This is a genomic window from Chromatiales bacterium (assembly GCA_014323925.1).
Lineage (GTDB): Bacteria > Pseudomonadota > Gammaproteobacteria > Poriferisulfidales > Oxydemutatoraceae > SP5GCR1.
This window is the reverse complement of the sequence record JACONC010000002.1, coordinates 128,219-146,274: the sequence shown is the minus strand read 5'-3', so window position 1 is coordinate 146,274 and position 18,056 is coordinate 128,219. Positions and strand designations below refer to the sequence as shown.

19 protein-coding genes are annotated in these 18,056 nt (G+C 43.9%); 6 read left to right on the top strand and 13 right to left on the bottom strand.

Annotated features, from left to right (window positions below; all coding sequences use genetic code 11):
* Nucleotides 1-19 precede the first annotated feature (19 nt).
* Nucleotides 20-565, bottom strand: a complete 546-nt coding sequence (gene rpsF, locus GDA45_01565) for a 30S ribosomal protein S6 (GenBank protein MBC6413612.1) — start codon at nucleotides 563-565, stop codon at nucleotides 20-22.
* A 311-nt stretch (nucleotides 566-876) separates the two neighbouring features.
* On the opposite strand from rpsF, the gene GDA45_01560 reads away from it, so the two are divergent.
* Nucleotides 877-1,128, top strand: coding sequence for a hypothetical protein (locus GDA45_01560; GenBank protein MBC6413611.1), 252 nt, complete (start codon nucleotides 877-879; stop codon nucleotides 1,126-1,128).
* A 130-nt stretch (nucleotides 1,129-1,258) separates the two neighbouring features.
* Here the strand turns inward: GDA45_01560 and GDA45_01555 are convergent, their stop codons facing one another.
* The 3 genes from GDA45_01555 to GDA45_01545 are packed head-to-tail and all read right to left on the bottom strand — an operon-like array spanning nucleotide 1,259 to nucleotide 2,926.
* Nucleotides 1,259-1,798: a putative DNA-binding domain-containing protein gene (locus GDA45_01555; protein MBC6413610.1), complete on the bottom strand. Its 540-nt coding sequence runs from the start codon at nucleotides 1,796-1,798 to the stop codon at nucleotides 1,259-1,261.
* On the bottom strand, nucleotides 1,795-2,679 hold the full coding sequence (locus tag GDA45_01550) for a DUF692 domain-containing protein (protein ID MBC6413609.1): 885 nt from the start codon (nucleotides 2,677-2,679) through the stop codon (nucleotides 1,795-1,797). Before GDA45_01550 ends, GDA45_01555 begins: the two co-directional genes overlap by 4 nt.
* Nucleotides 2,654-2,926 carry a DUF2282 domain-containing protein gene (locus GDA45_01545; protein MBC6413608.1) on the bottom strand — a complete coding sequence of 91 codons (273 nt, stop codon included), beginning with the start codon at nucleotides 2,924-2,926 and terminating at the stop codon, nucleotides 2,654-2,656. The genes GDA45_01550 and GDA45_01545 overlap by 26 nt, the downstream gene beginning before the upstream one ends.
* Before the next feature lie 128 nt (nucleotides 2,927-3,054).
* On the opposite strand from GDA45_01545, the gene GDA45_01540 reads away from it, so the two are divergent.
* Entirely contained in the window at nucleotides 3,055-3,474 is a 420-nt protein-coding gene (locus GDA45_01540; GenBank protein MBC6413607.1) for a hypothetical protein, read from the top strand.
* A 17-nt stretch (nucleotides 3,475-3,491) separates the two neighbouring features.
* Here the strand turns inward: GDA45_01540 and gspE are convergent, their stop codons facing one another.
* Genes gspE through GDA45_01515 form a run of 5 tightly spaced genes read right to left on the bottom strand, consistent with a single transcriptional unit; the run spans nucleotide 3,492 to nucleotide 10,556 of the window.
* Nucleotides 3,492-4,964 carry a type II secretion system ATPase GspE gene (gene gspE / locus GDA45_01535; GenBank protein ID MBC6413606.1) on the bottom strand — a complete coding sequence of 491 codons (1,473 nt, stop codon included), beginning with the start codon at nucleotides 4,962-4,964 and terminating at the stop codon, nucleotides 3,492-3,494.
* A gap of 4 nt (nucleotides 4,965-4,968) precedes the next feature.
* On the bottom strand, nucleotides 4,969-5,700 hold the full coding sequence (locus GDA45_01530; GenBank protein MBC6413605.1) for a general secretion pathway protein GspB: 732 nt from the start codon (nucleotides 5,698-5,700) through the stop codon (nucleotides 4,969-4,971).
* Nucleotides 5,701-7,515: an AAA family ATPase gene (locus GDA45_01525; GenBank protein MBC6413604.1), complete on the bottom strand. Its 1,815-nt coding sequence runs from the start codon at nucleotides 7,513-7,515 to the stop codon at nucleotides 5,701-5,703.
* A gap of 20 nt (nucleotides 7,516-7,535) precedes the next feature.
* Nucleotides 7,536-9,623, bottom strand: a complete 2,088-nt coding sequence (gspD, locus tag GDA45_01520) for a type II secretion system secretin GspD (protein ID MBC6413603.1) — start codon at nucleotides 9,621-9,623, stop codon at nucleotides 7,536-7,538.
* Between the two features lie 57 nt (nucleotides 9,624-9,680).
* A complete protein-coding gene (locus tag GDA45_01515; GenBank protein ID MBC6413602.1) occupies nucleotides 9,681-10,556 on the bottom strand; it encodes a hypothetical protein in 876 nt (291 codons plus the stop codon).
* Between the two features lie 317 nt (nucleotides 10,557-10,873).
* On the opposite strand from GDA45_01515, the gene GDA45_01510 reads away from it, so the two are divergent.
* Both GDA45_01510 and GDA45_01505 read left to right on the top strand, forming a co-directional pair.
* Entirely contained in the window at nucleotides 10,874-11,212 is a 339-nt protein-coding gene (locus GDA45_01510; protein ID MBC6413601.1) for a P-II family nitrogen regulator, read from the top strand.
* A complete protein-coding gene (locus GDA45_01505) occupies nucleotides 11,199-12,503 on the top strand; it encodes an ammonium transporter (GenBank protein ID MBC6413600.1) in 1,305 nt (434 codons plus the stop codon). The genes GDA45_01510 and GDA45_01505 overlap by 14 nt, the downstream gene beginning before the upstream one ends.
* Before the next feature lie 162 nt (nucleotides 12,504-12,665).
* On the opposite strand, the gene GDA45_01500 is transcribed toward GDA45_01505, so the two are convergent.
* Both GDA45_01500 and GDA45_01495 read right to left on the bottom strand, forming a co-directional pair.
* Nucleotides 12,666-13,208, bottom strand: a complete 543-nt coding sequence (locus GDA45_01500) for a hypothetical protein (GenBank protein ID MBC6413599.1) — start codon at nucleotides 13,206-13,208, stop codon at nucleotides 12,666-12,668.
* On the bottom strand, nucleotides 13,201-14,310 hold the full coding sequence (locus tag GDA45_01495) for an HRDC domain-containing protein (GenBank protein ID MBC6413598.1): 1,110 nt from the start codon (nucleotides 14,308-14,310) through the stop codon (nucleotides 13,201-13,203). The genes GDA45_01500 and GDA45_01495 overlap by 8 nt, the downstream gene beginning before the upstream one ends.
* Before the next feature lie 96 nt (nucleotides 14,311-14,406).
* Here GDA45_01495 and GDA45_01490 point away from each other — a divergent pair, with 96 nt between their 5' ends.
* Nucleotides 14,407-15,663, top strand: a complete 1,257-nt coding sequence (locus tag GDA45_01490; GenBank protein ID MBC6413597.1) for an MFS transporter — start codon at nucleotides 14,407-14,409, stop codon at nucleotides 15,661-15,663.
* Here GDA45_01490 and GDA45_01485 read toward each other — a convergent pair.
* Together GDA45_01485 and GDA45_01480 are read right to left on the bottom strand one after the other, a co-directional pair.
* A complete protein-coding gene (locus tag GDA45_01485; GenBank protein MBC6413596.1) occupies nucleotides 15,653-16,294 on the bottom strand; it encodes a phosphoribosylglycinamide formyltransferase in 642 nt (213 codons plus the stop codon). The two genes, GDA45_01490 and GDA45_01485, sit on opposite strands and share 11 nt — an antisense overlap.
* 3 nt (nucleotides 16,295-16,297) lie before the next feature.
* The gene (locus tag GDA45_01480; protein MBC6413595.1) at nucleotides 16,298-17,362 is read right to left on the bottom strand and encodes a phosphoribosylformylglycinamidine cyclo-ligase; all 1,065 of its coding nucleotides are present in this window, start codon (nucleotides 17,360-17,362) and stop codon (nucleotides 16,298-16,300) included.
* 80 nt (nucleotides 17,363-17,442) lie between these two features.
* Between GDA45_01480 and GDA45_01475 the strand changes: the two genes are divergently transcribed.
* A complete protein-coding gene (locus GDA45_01475; GenBank protein MBC6413594.1) occupies nucleotides 17,443-17,985 on the top strand; it encodes a CDP-alcohol phosphatidyltransferase family protein in 543 nt (180 codons plus the stop codon).
* The last annotated feature ends 71 nt before the right edge of the window (nucleotides 17,986-18,056 follow it).

Here is an 18,056-nt window from a genome sequence, read left to right as displayed (position 1 = left end):
TCCTTGCCATCGTTTCCCCCTATGTCGGTGGTGTTTCCTTAGGTTTTTGAGTATCGGATGCAGTTGGTTTTATATTTTCCGTTGCAGTGGCAACTTCCGTGTCCACATTATCCTTTACATTCTCTTGTTCGGTAGTCTTTTGTTCAGATTTCGCCGTTGGTGTAGCCGTTGATTGATCATCGGCAGCTAAGTCTTGTTCCTTACTTTGCTTTAATTCAGTAGCCTTTTTATGTGCTTCGGCTTCTTCCATCGCTTGCTGCACTGGAGAAGGATCAAGGATCGGTTGTTCGCGCCTTAAAATCAGGTTTCTTAATACTTCATTGCTAAATTGAAAAGAGTCGGTAATCTCTTTACGAACCTCGGATGTACACTCTATATTCATCAGCACATAATGTGCTTTGCTTACTTTATCTATGGGATAAGCAAGCTGTCGAAGCCCCCAGTTTTCAAGGCGATGTACCTTGCCGTTGGAGGACTTTATGGTAGATTTATACTGCTGAATCATTTTTGGCACTTTGGGACTCTGATCAGGGTGCACCAAAAATACTATTTCGTAATGTTGCATGCTAGCTCCTTATGGTTTTTGCCCACACGGGCAAGGAACAAAAAGCTTATTTTAGTCAAAAAAATCAACCTGTCAAATTGAGGTAGTGGCTCAGTTTGAAATAAAAACTTCAAATCTCACAATTTTTTGCTATTATATCCCTGATGCTACTGACCTTTCCTCTTTTCTAGGTTTTTATGAAAATCAAGTATTTGCATATCCTTACTCACTAAATTTTGTGACTAAAACTTTCTAGTCCCGTCAAAGAATCATCTATCCAAAACTTACTAGAAAAGAGTTATAATGAAGTTTGTTTAAGGGAGTAAATAGAAATGTCGGAAATAGGATTATATGCTGCATTAACGAAGTTAGGTCTTGAACCTGATGAAGCAGAGAAAGCCGTTGCTGATGTTGCGAGTGCGAAAGAAGTAGCAACAAAGGCGGATATAGTCGGAGTAAAGACGGATGTAAACGGAGTAAAGGCGGATGTAAATGCTGTAAAGTGGATGGTTGGTTTATTGCTAGCAATCAATATAGCCTTTATTGCGTCGGCAATCGCATTGACAGCAAACTTTTTTAATTGAAAACGAACCTGTCATCCATTTTGTGTAACTTTGTTTTCAATATAAAGATTTATCTTTGTAATCAATAGCTCATCAGTTCATCTCCGGTATCCAATTCCGTATCGGCATCGTTCAGTGATCAGCGGCTTTTTTAGTCGACATTATTTAGATAAATTTTTGAATCGATACACCGAATGACTAAGTCTCTATTGATGTCTAAATTCTCGGCAATTCTAGTATACGGATGTTGTTGCCTTAGTCGGAAAAGAAATTCTCCGCTATTGTCAATGGTTCTATCGTATGGCGACAATCGTTCATCTTTCGCATAGCCGTAATAAGCACGCCCAATAGCGTATTCTAGGCGAGCAATCATCGCTAGTAATGACCAATCGGCTTCTTTTGCTTTACCGCCTTGAGTTTGGGCGGCGAGCAGTTCATGGAAACTGTCACCGTATATGTTTAAGTCCCACTGTGTAGATGGATAGTGTTTTACATAGACCACAGCCAGTGCTGAGAAGATCTTCGGTTCTAAATATAGTTGTACAGTCAAATAAATATTTTGCAGTGCCCGAATATGGGCAGCGCGATAATTATTGCTGTAGACGGTAACTTGTTCGTTATTTTTTAGAACAGCAGCACAGAAGTTGCGTAGAGATTCAGCATAGTCGGAGGGAGGGGTTACTTTGCTCAATGACTGGATGCTACGGATTGCTTTGTGCTACAGTTGATAATTCGCTCGGCGATTAGCCTTTGTTCCATTAATACTTCAAACGATGGCAGGTTGCTATCCCATTCAATCAGACACGGTACCGTATTGTTGTAAGCACAGAATTTTCTATAACATTGCCAAACTTCGTCGGATACCGACGCGCTGTGCGTGTCTATTAAAAAGTCCTCTTGCGCACTATAACCCGCCAGGTGAATTTCTTTGATTCTCTCGTTAGGTAGTTGGGCTATAAAATCGTCTAGGTCCTCACCAAGGTTGTGTTGATTAACATAAGCGTTATTCAAATCAACTAGCAGATCGCATTTGGCTTCTGCGCATACCGTGGCTAAAAACTCACCTTCACTTAATTCGCTCTCACCATAATTGAAATAACGAGACACATTTTCTATCAGAATCCTTTGCTCCAGTATATCTTGAACTATTATGATGCGGCTTGCCATATTTTCTACCGCCTCCGAAGTATAAGGTATAGGCATCAGGTCGTGAAAATGGTGATTTTGGTGAGTGGTAAAGCAGGCGTGTTCGGATATGAGTGCCGGCTGGTATAAAGCTACTGCGGATTTTAGTTTGTTTATATAATCGTAATCCAGTGGATCACTGCCGCCTAGGTTGAGGTTGACACCGTGAAAGCTAACCGGGTAGTCTTGGCGTATGCGATAGAGCTGTTTATGATTAAGTCCCTTATTTAAGTAATTGCAGATGTGTACTTCAAACCACGGCACTACAGGGTTGTGCTTCAGTACTTCGGCCAAATGCAACGGGCGAAGGCCTAAGCCGACGCCGCTACACTCTTCAGTAGATAGGTTGTTAGCCGATTGTTTACTTAGCGGGTTTGGTTGCTGCAATTTGTCCGCCAGTGATTTTCTCACAGGTGCCGGCCGGCACATAGATCCATTCAATATCCAGATTGTCAGCCTTAGCTTGTCCACCACAGCTATGTGAACCGTCTAATGCGCCGCAATCGTTCATATTGGCTTTAGAAATACCGGCACATTTTTCCCATTCTTTAGGAGCGTCCGGGACCCCATGTGCAGTAGCTGACAGCGCACTCAAGCTGGCTAAAGTCGCAATAAATAAATGCCTTTTGTTCATAACTAATTCTCCATAATGTTGAAAATATCATAGCAAAATACTACTAGCTTATTATACTATCCTATTTAAGTTTACACATAGCATTAATATTTGTTATTAAATATTTTCATACGCAATAAGGAGATACTATGAATACTGATTTTGAACAACGGCTGATGACTATAGAGAGGCATTTACGCAATATGCGCTTAGCGGTGATCGTTATCGTCGCTTTCTTTCTCTACGAATCTTTGATGCCTGCCGAACTGCGCCCTGGCAAGCGCGACATACAAGATATAGTTAAAACTAAAGAACTGGTTTTGGTAGATCAGCGTGGCGAAACACTAGCTCGTTTATACGCCCCCAGAGACGAACAGCTACAAAAGGATAGTGCGCAGTTACTGCTCAGCGATACATTGGGTAACAAGGTTGCTTTGAACTCCGATGCGATTAAATTGTATGTACGAGAAGGTGCAGACACCATAGAGCAACTAAGAATTACGCCGCACGATATTATCATCTATAACGAAGATGGTAGTGAGGCAAAAGTACGCCGCACACTGCAGTAGCAAAAACGGCAGACTGACTATTCTATGGTGACGGCAATAACTTCCTCTAAGGTAGTATCGCCTTGCAGGATATATTCACAGCCGATTTTGCGTAGATCTTTGTTATTTTTGTAGACATGCCGTCTCATTTCTATTTCGCTTGCACCGTCGTGCACCATCTGCTTGAGTTCGTCGTCTATGGTAACTAGGTCATATAACCCAAAGCGCCCAGTGTAGCCGGTGTGGCTACACTTTTCACAGCCTTTAGGCCTATAGATGGTTTGGTCTTTGAATAGTTCGATATTTAATCCTGAGAAGCGCAGTTCTTCTTCGTCTGGGATATAGGCTTCTCGGCAATCCGAGCATAGTCGGCGCACTAGCCGTTGGGCGAGTATGCCCTGCAGCGTGGCGGTCAATAGAAAGGGTTCTACACCCATATCGCCTAAGCGGGTAATCGCACCAATTGCGGTATTGGTGTGCAGTGTTGAAAGCACTAAGTGTCCAGTTAGACTCGCTTGGGTTGCAATGGTTGCGGTCTCACTGTCTCTAATCTCACCGATTAGCACAACATCTGGATCTTGTCTTAAAATTGCCCGCAAGCCGCGCGCAAAAGTCATATCGGCTTTGGTGTTGACTTGGGTTTGGCTAATTCCTTCAAAGTTGTATTCTATGGGGTCTTCTATAGTCATGATGTTGCGTTGATGGCGATCTACTTCGGCAAGCGCAGCGTACAGAGTTGTGGTTTTGCCAGAACCAGTGGGACCAGTAACCAGCACGATACCGTGCGGACGATTGATAAGGCTCTTAAAATAAGCTTTGAGGTCTTCTTTCATGCCGAGTTCGTTCAAGCCGATATGTTCGGTTTGTTTGTCGAGTACTCGCAAGACCACCCGTTCACCATAGCTGGATGGCAGTGTAGATACTCGTAAGTCAACATTGCGTCCGCCTAAGCGCACGGTGATACGCCCGTCTTGGGGTAGTCGTTTTTCGGCGATGTCCAGTCTTGCTAAAACTTTGATGCGCGAGACCAGCAGCGGAGTGAGCTTCGCCGACGAGGTGAGAATGGTACGCAACACGCCGTTTAGGCGGAAACGTATATGTAGCTCTCGCTCGTACGGTTCGATGTGTATATCAGATGCTTTTTCGCGTATCGCTTCGAAGAAGATCGCATTGAGCATTTTAATAACTGGCGCATCGTCCTCGTTGCTCAGCAGGTCTTCGGGTTCGTCAAAAGCTGCGGCGACTTCGTCCATACCCATAACGCTTTCTTGCACATCATCCATTATCGACAGACTGCCAGACTGGTTGGCATAATTCTTTTGCAGTTGTTGATCAAACTCTCCAGTCTCTAAAATGCGTATCGCAAATTCTCGTTTGTACAACCGTCTGGCTTCTTGCAGTGCTGGCAATTGGGTGTCAGCTCGGCAATAAAGTACTATCTCTTGTTCTTCAGTCGGCGCAACGAAGATGCCGTGGCGTTGGGCAAAAGAAAAGGGTAACCGAGCGTCCATTTGCTTAGTTAAATATGCTGTTTTTGCCAAGCAAAAACAGGGTACCTTGGAAATCCATCACCGCACCGTCGGCGTTGATTTGGTGCACTGTAAGATCGTCGCTCAGTCTTTGCCCCTCACGCAGTGCTACACCGTTGATAATGACTTTGCGCGCCTGAGGACGTAAATCTGAGTGTATATGTGCCGATAGTTGGATATTGGGAATACGCTTTCGCAAGCCGTTAGGTAATTCCTCGTAATTGACGATACCGACTGGTAAAGGTTCTAAGTCGGGTGTTTCAACTGGGTTTTGATATAACTGCGGTGCTACAGTCGCATTGTTTATGGCTGGTTGCTGAGCAGGCGGATAGTATGTTTGTGCTGCCGGTGTAAGATTGTTGCGCACAACAGAAGGTGGTACGGCAGCCGCTGCCGATGGTGGTGTTGCCGCAACAGGCGGTCGATTAATTTGCGGCGAACTATCCGTCTGTAATATCGTATCAGCAGCTGAAGGTGTGGCTATGCGTGTAGGGATATTTGGTTCGGTGGCTATAGGTTCTGGCAAGGTTTTATAAAGCCACAATCCGGTGAAAATAACTACTGCGGTGACTCCGATAGTGGCTAACACGACACTGATACGGTAGCGATGATTGTCAGCATAGTCGTAGCTTTGTACTTGTATCGCTGAAATATCAGGAGCCGCACCTAAGTTACGCTTGTTTTCTACTTTTTTTAGTGCCGATAAAATAAAAGACATCTAACCGACCCCCAAACAACCTTCACCGCTTTGCAGTTGTGGTGGTTTTCCAGTGAGCGTGTTTATTTTTATCAAGGTTTCTTTACCAATCAACCCGTCAACAAAAAGCCCGCAGCGTTTTTGTAATAGTCTGATGCGGCTTTCCAAATCATAGTCGTAAAAGGAAGATTCTGCTATCGGCGGCCCGTAGCCCGGCAAACTGGTAAACTGTTCGGTTAACCAGCCTACCGTTTGATCAGTGTCGCCCGGATAAATCGTGTCTCGGTAATTTTGTGGTCGCTTCCATAACAAAGTGTATTCACCAGTCCAGACATCATCTAGTTCGTTCTCATTTATCTCAATGGTTTTATTGGCTGCGGTTAGTTGCAATTGGTTCGCTCCATTGATAGATTTTAAGACTGCTTGAAACAGCTGTCCTTCGGTGGAAATCATTTTGAGCAGGGCTGGGCGGTTGACACGCTTGATGCTGCTGATGTTCCCGCGCCGATGCCAACAATCGAGTTGATGCCGCAATGCGTATTCGCAAGGTGATTGTTCCAACATCTCCGGCAAGTTAATGTTCCACAGATTAAACAGGGTCCGATATGGATCTTGTTGGCGCGCCGCTATTGCTAAACTGTTTTGCCAAGGTGCAGACGCAGTTGCACTCTCTGAAGGTTCAGATAAATCTAGTGCTACTCGATAGGTAGCCGTTTTTATCGTGCCATTCTCGGCGGTGGCAGTATCAGTTGGTTGTACATCGTTGGCGATAACATCGTCATCTTCGCGCATCGTTTCGACCATATTGGCTAGCCCGATTTTGTCTAAACCGCTCTCCATTATGTCCAAAGAGTGTTCAACCATATTGCCGGATAGTCGGTTGTCATTAAACAAAATGGGAAAATAAGGCGGTGCCAACAGTGCGGCAACAGCAATAATCGCCACTGCTCCAACCGCGGCAACGGCCGGACGGACAAAGTTATTGTTGTAAATAGTCGGCTTGCCGGACTGTTTGTGTAGTGGGTGTATGGGTTGCCCTAATACCTCTTTCGCAGCCCGATCTATCATCGTTGCATCAACATAGCCACGCTCTTCAGAATAACATCCGAGTAATGCTCTATCACAGATCAGGTTAATGACTCGTGGAATGCCACGGCTATGCTTAACCAACCTGCGCACCGCCGCATCAGAGTATAAGCGTGGCGATGCGCCGGCGATAGATAGGCGATGGTTTATATATGCTCGTACATCTTTGGCAGCAAAGGGCTTTAGATGAAAACGGGCAATGATCCGTTGGCGCAGTTGGCGTAATTCAGGTGCAGCTATTTTGTCTGATAGTTCAGGTTGCCCTATTAAAATAATTTGCAACAGCTTGCTTTCGTTAGTTTCCAGATTGGTCAGCAAACGTAGTTGTTCTAATACCTCAGTACTGAGATTTTGCGCCTCTTCAACAATGACTATAGTGCGGCGATGGTTTGCATAAGTTTCCAATAAATGTCGGTTGAGTTTATCGCTGAGGTTTTTGATGCCGCTGCCTTGCTCGTAGGTGATGCCAAGTTCATCGCAGATCGTCTCCAGTAGCTCTATCTCGTTGAGGCGCGGGTTGAGAACGATGGCAAGATCTATATCAGCCGGTAGGTTTTCAACCAAGCACCGCCACGCAGTGGTCTTGCCAGTACCGACCTCGCCGGTCAGCAGTATAAATCCGCCGTTTTCGTTCAAACCGTATTGCAGATGGGCTAAAGCCTCACGATGCTGCTCGCTTAAATAAAAATAACGTGGGTTGGGCGCAAGCGTAAACGGGTTTTCGCTTAGATTAAAATAGTGCTCGTACATCTATGTAAGTGTTGCGATTCTTAAGTGCGTTCGTCAGACGAGCGAGATGACGGCGGTCTAGCTCTAGAAGTAGGTGTGGGGCGGCGGGAGGTTGACGATTTGCGCTCCGACTTAAGCGGTGGCAGTAGCATGGATTTCGTTTCTTCGTCAAGCAGAGTATCGGTTTTTTTAAGATGTTCCAATTGCTCCAGGCGCAGTTGTACATAGCGATCGGCAGCGACTTTAGTCGCATCTTCAGTATTGCGGAAAATAGTCGGGCGTATAAATACCATTATGTTGCTTTTGTCGTTGCTACTCTCACGCCCTTTGAATAGGTTACCTACTAGCGGAATACTGCTCAATAATGGATATCGTCTTTTAATGTCGGTGCGATTTTCGCTTACCAATCCACCTAAAATGACAATTTTGCCGTCATCCACCACCACACGGGTTTCAATCTCCCGGTCGTCGGTTACGGGTTGGGTTGCGGTTTCATTCTGCACTCTTCTGACTTTTTGTTTAATATCAAGGTTAACTGCATCACCTTTGGTAATCTGCGGTGTCACGGTAAGTTCGGTATCCGCCTGAAGACGCTCAAAGGTTTGTCTTCGCCTCTGATCATTATCTCCTACAAAATCATTTGCAGTTTCGATGCTTCTTTCCGTGCCAACTTTTATTATCGCTTTCTCGTTATTGAGTGTCATCACTGATGGTGTTGCCAGAATGTTGGTATTATTATCTGAGAGAAGTCCCTCTATAAACAAACCTAAGTTTAGGTCATTAATTTTTACACCGGCGTAACCACGAATATCTCTCCTGTTACCGGTGAAATCGAAGGCGGAAAATAATCCGCGCAAGTCAGTTATTATGTCACCTCCTCCTGGTATACCGATAGTATTACGTCCTTCTCCCTTTGCTGCAGCTAAGCGTGTCTTTAATTCTGCCGATCGTCTCAGGGACAACTCGGCAATAATCGCTTCTATCAACACCTGCGGGCGCGGCACATCTAACCGCTCAACCACAGTAACGATTGCTTGTACCAAATTGGCGGCACCGCTGACTATCAATACATTGGTGTCAGGATCAGATTGCACAGTATAGCCGCTGCCGCTTAGCGTTTCGCTCTTCTTTTTATCATCTTTTTTGTCATCATCTTTTTTGGCATCATCCTTTTTGTCGTCATCTTTTTTGTCGTCATCTTTCTTAATGTCATCCTCCATAAAACCTTCGCTTGCTAATTCTAAAAATTGTTTGGTCAATAAACCTTTGAGTACACTCTTCATGTCGTCAGCGTTGGCATAGTTCAAAGGTATCACACGCACCACACCGCGTTGATCCGAAGTCGTTGAGCGGGTGTCCAGTTCGGCTATGAGTGCGCGCAATGTCAGGCGATCTTCCGGTTGACCGGTCAAGATAACGCGGTCGTTTTTGGAGTCGGCGATAATTTTAACCAACTGTTTGGTAGCAGGGTTGCGCGCTTTCTCTATAATTCTTACTATATCATCAGCTTTCAAATGTCTGAGATTTATAATTTCGTAATCTTCCAAAGTTTTCTTGTCTATTGAGCGAATAATCTCTTTGACACGCTCGATGTTGGTTTTGAGCTCAGTGATTATCAGCGAGTTAAGCCGTTTGAATGGGACGACTTGTGCCTCACCAGTCATCAATGGTCGGATGATGGGAACGATAGATCCTACCTCTAAATGTCGGATGGGGATAATCTCAGTTTGCAATGTGCTCTCAACATCCAATGGTGAATAGCGTGGAGCTAGATTAGCTGGTACGATAGTCGTCAATCCGTTGGCGCCTTCTACCGCTCTGAAGCCTTGCATTGCCAAAACCGAAAGCATAATGTCGTAAAGTGCATCATCTGGCACTTCGGTGCTGGCAATAATCGTCGCTTTGCCGCGTACCCGGTTATCCATTAAGAAATTCTTGCCGGTCAACTCCGACATACTCTCAATGAATTGTTTGATCTCAACATCCCTAAAGTTAATCGTAGCCGCAGTCGCCACTGACGGGGTGAGTAGCATGAAGCCAAGTAAGATGGTGAGCAATTTTTCAAAATTAAAAATTTTTAACCTGGTCTTTTTTAACATGATCTTTTTTAACCCAATCTTTTGTAGCATGGTCTAATTTCTGCTATCAGCATAGTCTAATATATAGTAAGTTTTCTTGTACACCAGTTATTCCATTTTAACCAAAGTACTTTCCAATTTTCCTTCTCTTAAAAATTGAATCTTAAATTCGTCTCCGCTCAAAATCTTTTGGTATGATACGGGGTCTTCGATAATATCGGTGACTCGGTTCCTATCAAACCCTAGTACTATATCACCGGCATTTAAATTGAGCTTGGTCAATAAATCGTATTCGGCAGTTGTAACAGGTTCCACCTTAACGCCAGAGCCGTAACGCCCAGCATCCACCGTTTCGAATTTTACCATTTCTCCTATTTTAAGCGGATCTTCCTTAATCTTGGATACCAGATAACCCACAGAACCCGGCGTATAGTATTTAACTGGAGGTTCTTCTTGATACGATGTTTGCTCACTAACCGTTTCCTCTCGACTAACGAATAGGTTATCGGCTTTCTTTATCGCTAATTTTTCCTCAGTCTCGCCCCTTAGTAAAATCACATAGTCGCTGCCTAGTCGAGATAAAAATACACCTTCCTTTATTTCGTCGCCGACTTTATAAATTTTGGCTGCCGCACCGTCTAAGGCAATCATCGCCGTGCCACTATCACCAACACCGACGATACCGAACAAAGTTCCCTTGATACGAGCAATTTTGATGGGCTTAGGCTTGGGTGGCTCACGCAACCTAAACCAATCCCATGTTGCCGACTTATTATTGGTTTGCTCGCGCACCGCCAGTTGCTTGGTAATATCGCTACTTTGTGTGCCGGATATCGTGTCCGGATAATATATTTTCCAGAAAATATCCGATAATAAAAAAGTGCATACTGGTACTAAAATCCACGCCAGAGTCCGACCCAAAATCCGATTGATACTTGCTAAAGTTGTATCCGTCACTAGCGATGGTATCGCAAAACCACTCATAATTGCTCCCCCTGCGAAATTTAGCCATAAGCAGGATACATAATTTTAGCATATCATCAAGCAAAATGTGGTCATTTGCACGATGCCATAACATACACGGCATATGGATAGAGCAAATTAAGATAAAGAAGCACGATGCTGACAGGGTTTATTTTAGCGACATAGATCATAAGCTATTTCTTAAACTATCTCTAGTGCCCTCTTATTTTTAGACGAATGTTGCGACTGAAGCTTTAAATTTTTATTAAATTCTAATTGTAATTATTATAATTTAGTGTTATGATTTATCGCTACTAGTAAATTAACTGGAGATTCAAATGAAATATATCATTACTATCATACAGCCGTTTAAGCTGGATGAAGTCCGAGATGCCCTTTCTAGCATTGATGTTAAGGGGATGACCGTCTCGGAAGTCAAAGGCTTTGGACGGCAAAAAGGACATACTGAGTTTTACCGGGGTGCGGAATATGTAATTGATTTCTTACCTAAGTTAAAACTGGAGATTGCGACAACTGATGCGCAGGCAGAAAAGGTGGTTAATACTATCAGGGAAACTGCGCACACCGGTAAGATAGGCGACGGCAAGATATTTGTCTTCAACTTGGAGCAATCAATTAGGATACGGACAGGAGAAACTGGCGATGACACAATTTAGTATTTTCAAACATCTGAGCAGAGTACTGCTAATTTTGTCGTGCATGGCAATACCAGCTTATGCCCAAGACGGATTGGATAGCGGGGATACTGCTTGGATCCTTACATCAACCGCTTTGGTTTTGTTTATGACCATACCCGGCTTATCACTCTTTTATGCCGGACTGGTTAGATCTAAAAATGTGTTGTCGGTTTTAATGCAATGTTTTTCCATTACCTGTTTAGTTTCTATAATATGGGTGCTATACGGTTATAGCCTTGCGTTCAGTGACGGTGGTGCTTTGCATAGCCTCATCGGTGGACTGAGCATGGTGGGATTGGCAGGCATAGCACGTGACACCATGTCAGGTTCTATCCCTGAGACATTGTTCTTGATGTTCCAACTCACCTTTGCGATTATCACCCCAGCATTGATCGTCGGTGGTTTTGCTGAACGGATGAAGTTTTCGGCAGTGCTACTCTTTACCTTGTTCTGGGTGACTTTCGTCTATTTTCCTATATGTCACTGGGTTTGGGGTGGCGGCTGGCTGGGAGAAGCTGGCTTGCTGGACTTCGCCGGTGGTACTGTAGTACACATTACAGCTGGGGTCGGTGCTTTGGTAGCGGCTATGGTGATGAAGCAGCGTATAGGATTCCCTACTACGCCTATGCCACCGCATAGCATGGTTTTGACGGTCGCAGGCGCTGGTATGTTATGGGTCGGTTGGTTCGGATTCAATGCCGGTAGCGCAGTAGCCGCTGGTACGGATGCAGGTATGGCAATGCTGGTCACGCACATCAGTGCAGCAGCAGCTTCCTTAACCTGGGCCGGCATTGAATGGCTGAAGCATGGCAAACCGACTGTATTAGGTATCGTAACTGGTATGGTTGCAGGCTTAGGGACAATCACGCCTGCTTCTGGTTTTGTCGGTCCTATGGCGGCCTTGGTGCTGGGTATTTTAGCCGGTGCTATATGCTACACCGCAACCCAATTCATCAAGCGCATGCTTAAGATAGACGACTCCTTAGATGTGTTTCCGGTACACGGTGTCGGAGGTCTCCTAGGCACTGTACTGGCAGGCGTTTTCGTCGCTTCGCAATACGGCGGTGCCGGTTTGGCAGCAGGCGTTACTATTAGCGACCAAGTCATGGTGCAAATAATGGGCGTAGTTGCGGTTATCGTGTGGACTGCGATAGTGAGCTTCATAGTGCTTAAAGTTGTTAATGCTATGGTTGGTTTACGCGTCGACGAAGACGAAGAAGTTGAAGGACTGGATGTCAGGCAATACGATCAGAAAGGCTATCACAGTTAAATTGTGTAGCTAGTACTGTCGCTTTTTTGATTTCTTTGTCAGCGATGGATAGAGGAATCACACGGATGTGATTCCTCTATAGCTGTTATTCTTATCTATTCGGTTAAGGATATGCAGATGATTGCGGGTGTATATGATGCTGGCAAACTTCAGGTTGTAGGTTCACCATCGTGCCTTATCCCACATATCTGGGTTTGCCCAAAACCTATCGTTTAGCCAATCAGGCACTTCCTTATAGTCATAGATATCGTAGTAATAAAGGCATACTTGCATTTTATCCGATGGCTGTAGCTGGTATATGCGTAACAGCTTGAAACCTAAGCCGCGTAGACAAGTATCGTAATGTTTATCGATAATTTCACCGGCAATTTCAGTGTTCACACGACACGCCAGATATACTCTGGCACTATCAGTATCGCGTAATTTTGAGATTAGATGCATATAACGGTCGTCTTTTATATTTTCGGCAGTCAATATAGCGATCGCCAAATCAAATTTACGATTAACGGGTGCGTTATTCAGATAATGACTGAGGTCGTCTATAGACTTTATAGTCGTGGTGTCTGAGGTCTGAAATATTGGCTCTATATTTATCGAAGGTATCGCAATTATTAATAGCGAGGCAGGTTTTAATTCTGCTATATCCCTTTTTATATCTAACAACAATTCATCCGGGATGGCTTCGGCGATATTACATTTAGCCATCGCCGGCCGCCAGTAATTTTTTAATCGGTTGATTTATCATCCGATAACGCCAGCCGGAAGATAATGCCATACTCGCTCTATTTTTTTCATCCCTGACATACCTTAAAATTTGCTTGTGGCTTGCGATTAAAGATTTTTCTACCCCGTGATCTCGGGCGGCTTGTGATATTAGCTGCTTTAGTTTTTCTATTAATTGCTTATCTTTAGCCGATATATACTTGCTATTTTGGGTTTCGTATTTAATTAATTTTAGTTGTTCACTAAGTTTGTCTGTATATTCATTTTCTAAATTATCTTTGTGTATATTTATCAGTTCGTCGAGTGACATACGGTTTTGAGCAACCGCAATAAGATACTTATCTTTAACTAACCACCGCCTCGGCATATTAGCAGTTTTTGCTTTTTCTTCGCGCCACTCTACTAACTTTCGTAGTCGGTGTTTTTCATAAATGGTAGTCAGCTGACCTTCACCTGAAACTTTAGGGGTGGGACGGCGGACACGCTCGGAGTAGTAGTCATTTAATATTCGCTTGCTATCCTCCTCACACCAGCTGGCTTTGCCAGAGGCTTGTAAATGTTTGTTGAGAAAATGATATAGTTTGGGCAAATGGATAACATCTTCAATCGCATATTTAATTTGTTCTTTGGCCAAGGGTCTGGTTAACCAATTAGATCTCGCATAGCCTTTTTTGAGCTTAACACCTAAACAAGTTTCAACTAGAGTCTGATAGCCGACCATATAACCAAAACCTAGAAATGCTGCTGCCAGTTGCGTATCAAACAAAGAATGTTTGATAGGACAACCTATATATTTTAAGACCATCAGGTCTTGCTCGTAAGAATGAATAATTTTGGTTATTTTAGGTGTCGCTAGCAACCTCTTTAAGGGCTGTAAATCCTGTAACGCTATGATATCTAAAATGGCATGATTTTTGCCATCGCTGATTTGTACCAAAGAGGGTTGCGGATAATAGGTAGCTTCGCGCATATATTCGGTATCTAAAGCAATATATTGCGACTTAGCAAACACCTCACAGATATCGTAAAGCATTACATCATCGGTGATAATACCTTGAAAATTGGTTATATTTATATTATTCATACTCCTTTTTCAAAATCTATTTATGCAATTGCAAGACTAAATGATAACATGATTTGATGTGGCATTTTCACCACAAACTGTTCACTGCGGTTTTTCATGTATAACAACATATTAGAGTATCTGACTCATAGAGGATGGAATAAAGCTACTTTGTCATGGTCATTGTACGATTGGGCTAATTCTGCTTTTGCCACCATCGTGCTGGCCGGATTTTTCCCCATTTTATTCAAAAATTATTGGGCAAAAGGATTAGCCGCTTCCGAAATCAGTTTACTTTTGGGGATTGGTGCTTCAATGTCCGGCATATTGCTCATACTAGCTGCCCCAGTCATAGGATATCTTGCCGATGTTAAGGCTGCCAAAAAGGCTTATTTGACTGTATGTATGGTCATTTCTGTGGCGGCGACAATTGCTTTCACCTTCCTCGGCGAGGGGTTTTGGCAGGCGGCACTTATCTGCTATGTGCTATCGGTTTTTATGTTTATGGCAGGTAATGTTTTTTACGACGCGATGCTGATCGACATCACCTCGCCAACTTATTACAATCGTATCTCGTCAACCGGTTATGCATTGGGCTATTTAGGAGGCGGCATCGCACTTATTCTCGGCGTGTTGCCAGTGTGGTTTGGTGATGCCGAGCAAATGCAACAAATAAAAGGCGTTTTTGCCGGCGTAGGTATATGGTGGTTATTATTCAGTATCCCATTATTGTTGTGGGTACGGGAGAAACATAAACGACAAACATCTACTTTTGGTTTTTGGAAACCACTTAAACTGTTACGTAAACAGCCGGCACTGGCATGGTTTTTATTAGCTTATTGGCTCTATATAGACGCCGTGGATACAATTATCAGAATCGCAGTACATTACGGAGATGTGAAAGGATTCCCGGTAGAAGATCTGCTGATTGCGCTATTACTCGTACAAATTATAGCTTTTCCAGCCACTCTGATTTACGGCCGTCTAGCAGAACATTTCGGCGCACATTCTATGATAACAGTTGGTATCCTTATTTATATCGTTATCTGCTTATGGGGAGCGTTTTTAGATTCGCAATTGAGCTTTTATATTCTAGTTGTTTTAATCGCCTTGGTGCAGGGTGGCTTGCAAGCCCAAAGCCGTGCTTTTTATGCCGATATGGTACCGTCCGAACACGCAGCCCAATTCTTCGGGATTTACAACATGCTGGGCAAATTTGCGGTGGTCTTAGGTCCGCTATTATTTGGTTTCACTACATATCTCAGCGATAACCCACGCTTTGGTTTGATGTCGCTGATAGTCATGCTAGCACTTGGCTTAATAGTTTTTCTAACCCGAGTACCGCGTAAGCTTGCCGACACTGTTACTGATTAAGGTGCAACGGCTGTTCTAAAACCTTATCGTCCAATAGGCATTCTCCACCATCCATTTTGATGCGGTCTGCACAAAACAGAGCGACCGCATACGGATATATTCTATGTTCTTCTAGTAGCACGCGCTGAGCAAGCGTCTGCGGTGTATCATCGGCTTTAACACTAACCCGCGCTTGCGCTATCAATGGTCCGCCATCCAATTCCGATGTTACAAAATGTACACTGCATCCGTGTGCTTTCTCACCGGCAGCCAATACACGACGGTGCGTGTTTAGACCTTTATAAGCAGGTAACAAAGATGGATGGATATTCATAATACTCCCTGCAAAAAATTTGACGAATTGTGCACTCAATATCCTCATGAAGCCAGCTAACAGTATCAAGTCGGGCTGATACTGCTGCACGGCATTCATTAAGGTGGTCTCAAAGTGATTGTGTGAGCGGGTAGTTTTAGCATCAACTACCGATGTGGCAATTTTTTCATACTTTGCTTTTTCAATAGCAACAGCATCGGTTCTATCGCTAATCACCCCTACAATTTTTCCGCTGATAGAGCCTGTCTCCACACCTGCTATTAATGCTTGCAGGTTACTACCGCGCCCGGAGACCAAAACGACGATTCTCTTCACCAGCTACTAACGATGTTCAGAGTATTCAACATAAGGACTTTTAGCTTTACTCTGTTTAACTCTGCCTATCAGCCAAGCGGGTAGCTGTGCAAGCTCTAGTTGATGCATAACAGCTGCTTGATGTTCGGTGGTGGTTATCAGTATCATTCCTATACCGCAGTTGTAGACGCTCAGCATTTCTTCGTCGGCTAATGCACATTCTTTTTGTAGCCAATCAAAGATGATCGGTCGTGGCCAACCTTTTTTATCGATAAGCGCACAATGATGCGCAGGTAGGACTCTGGGCAGGTTCGAGGTTATACCGCCACCAGTAATGTGCGCCAACGCAGTGACTAGTCCTTGCTGTATCAAAGGTAGCAACGCACTTACATAGATAGTTGTTGGTTTTAATAAAAGGGCACCCAGAGTACTGCCGTCTAGTGTTTCATTGAGCTTGATGCGATGTTCAGCTATCAGCTTATTAATCACCGAATAGCCGTTAGAATGTAGTCCGCTCGATGCAATACCAATGATAATATCGTCTGCTTTGATGTTCGTCTTAGGTAGCAAGTTATTGCGTTCAGCCAAACCAATGGCAAAACCGGCAACATCGTATTGATCTTGCGGATAGCAGCCTGGCATTTCGGCGGTCTCGCCGCCTATCAGTGCAGCGTTTGCTTCTTTGCAGCCTTGCACGATGCCTTGGACAATGGTATACATAGTATCTACATGTAGTTTTCCGCAAGCCAAGTAGTCAAGGAAAAAAATTGGCTCTCCGCCTTGTGCGAGTATATCGTTTACGCACATGGCTACCAAATCTATGCCGATTGTGTCGTGCTTGTGCATAGCGTGCGCGATCTTTAACTTGGTGCCGACACCGTCAGTTGCCGCCAACATCACTGGTGCTTGATAGTTTGCTGCTGCCGCTAAATCAAATAAACCGGCGAATCCGCCGATACCGCTTATCACACCCTCACGGTTTGTTTGCTTAGACAGTCGTTTGATTTTAGCAACCAGCATCTCGCCGGCCGCTATATCTACACCAGCCTGACGATAATGCTGGCTTGCATTTTTATATGAATGATTAGGCATTAGAATATTTTTAGCTTTGAGTTAAAATATAATTTTACCTGATTCAAGGTAGACTTGAATAACCATAATGAATCTTAATAATGAGCAATATACCTAATCTATTGACCGCTATTCGGCTTTTGTTAGTGCCAGTGTTGATGTATCTATTATATCTTGGTCACTTTTCCGCTGCGCTTTATTTGATTATTTTTATGGGTTTGAGCGATGCAGTTGACGGTTTTCTAGCTAAAAAACTCAATTGTATCTCTCGCTTTGGTGGTTTTTTCGACCCTGTCTGCGACAAGATGATGCTGGTCGGTGCTACGGTGATGCTAGCTTATATCGATTTGTTGCCGGTATGGCTGGTATTGCTTATCGTCGCTCGAGATCTAATCATCGTGATTGGCGGTGGTGCATATTATTTATATATTGAACAATTTCTCGCCGCGCCATCGATCATTAGCAAAGTGAATACTTTTTTCCAGTTATTGCTAACCGTCATTGTGATATACAGCCAAATCAACTTTGTTCCGCAACAGTGGATCAGTGGACTTATCACCGTAGTTACGGTGACTACTGTGTTGAGCGGTGTTGGTTATATATGGATATGGGGACGTAATGCGATTAAAGCCTCAGCTAGATAACTTATGCATTATAAAGTTATTTGCAAAACTATTGCATATGGGTAAATATCGGTTATCACAACTAAATAGAC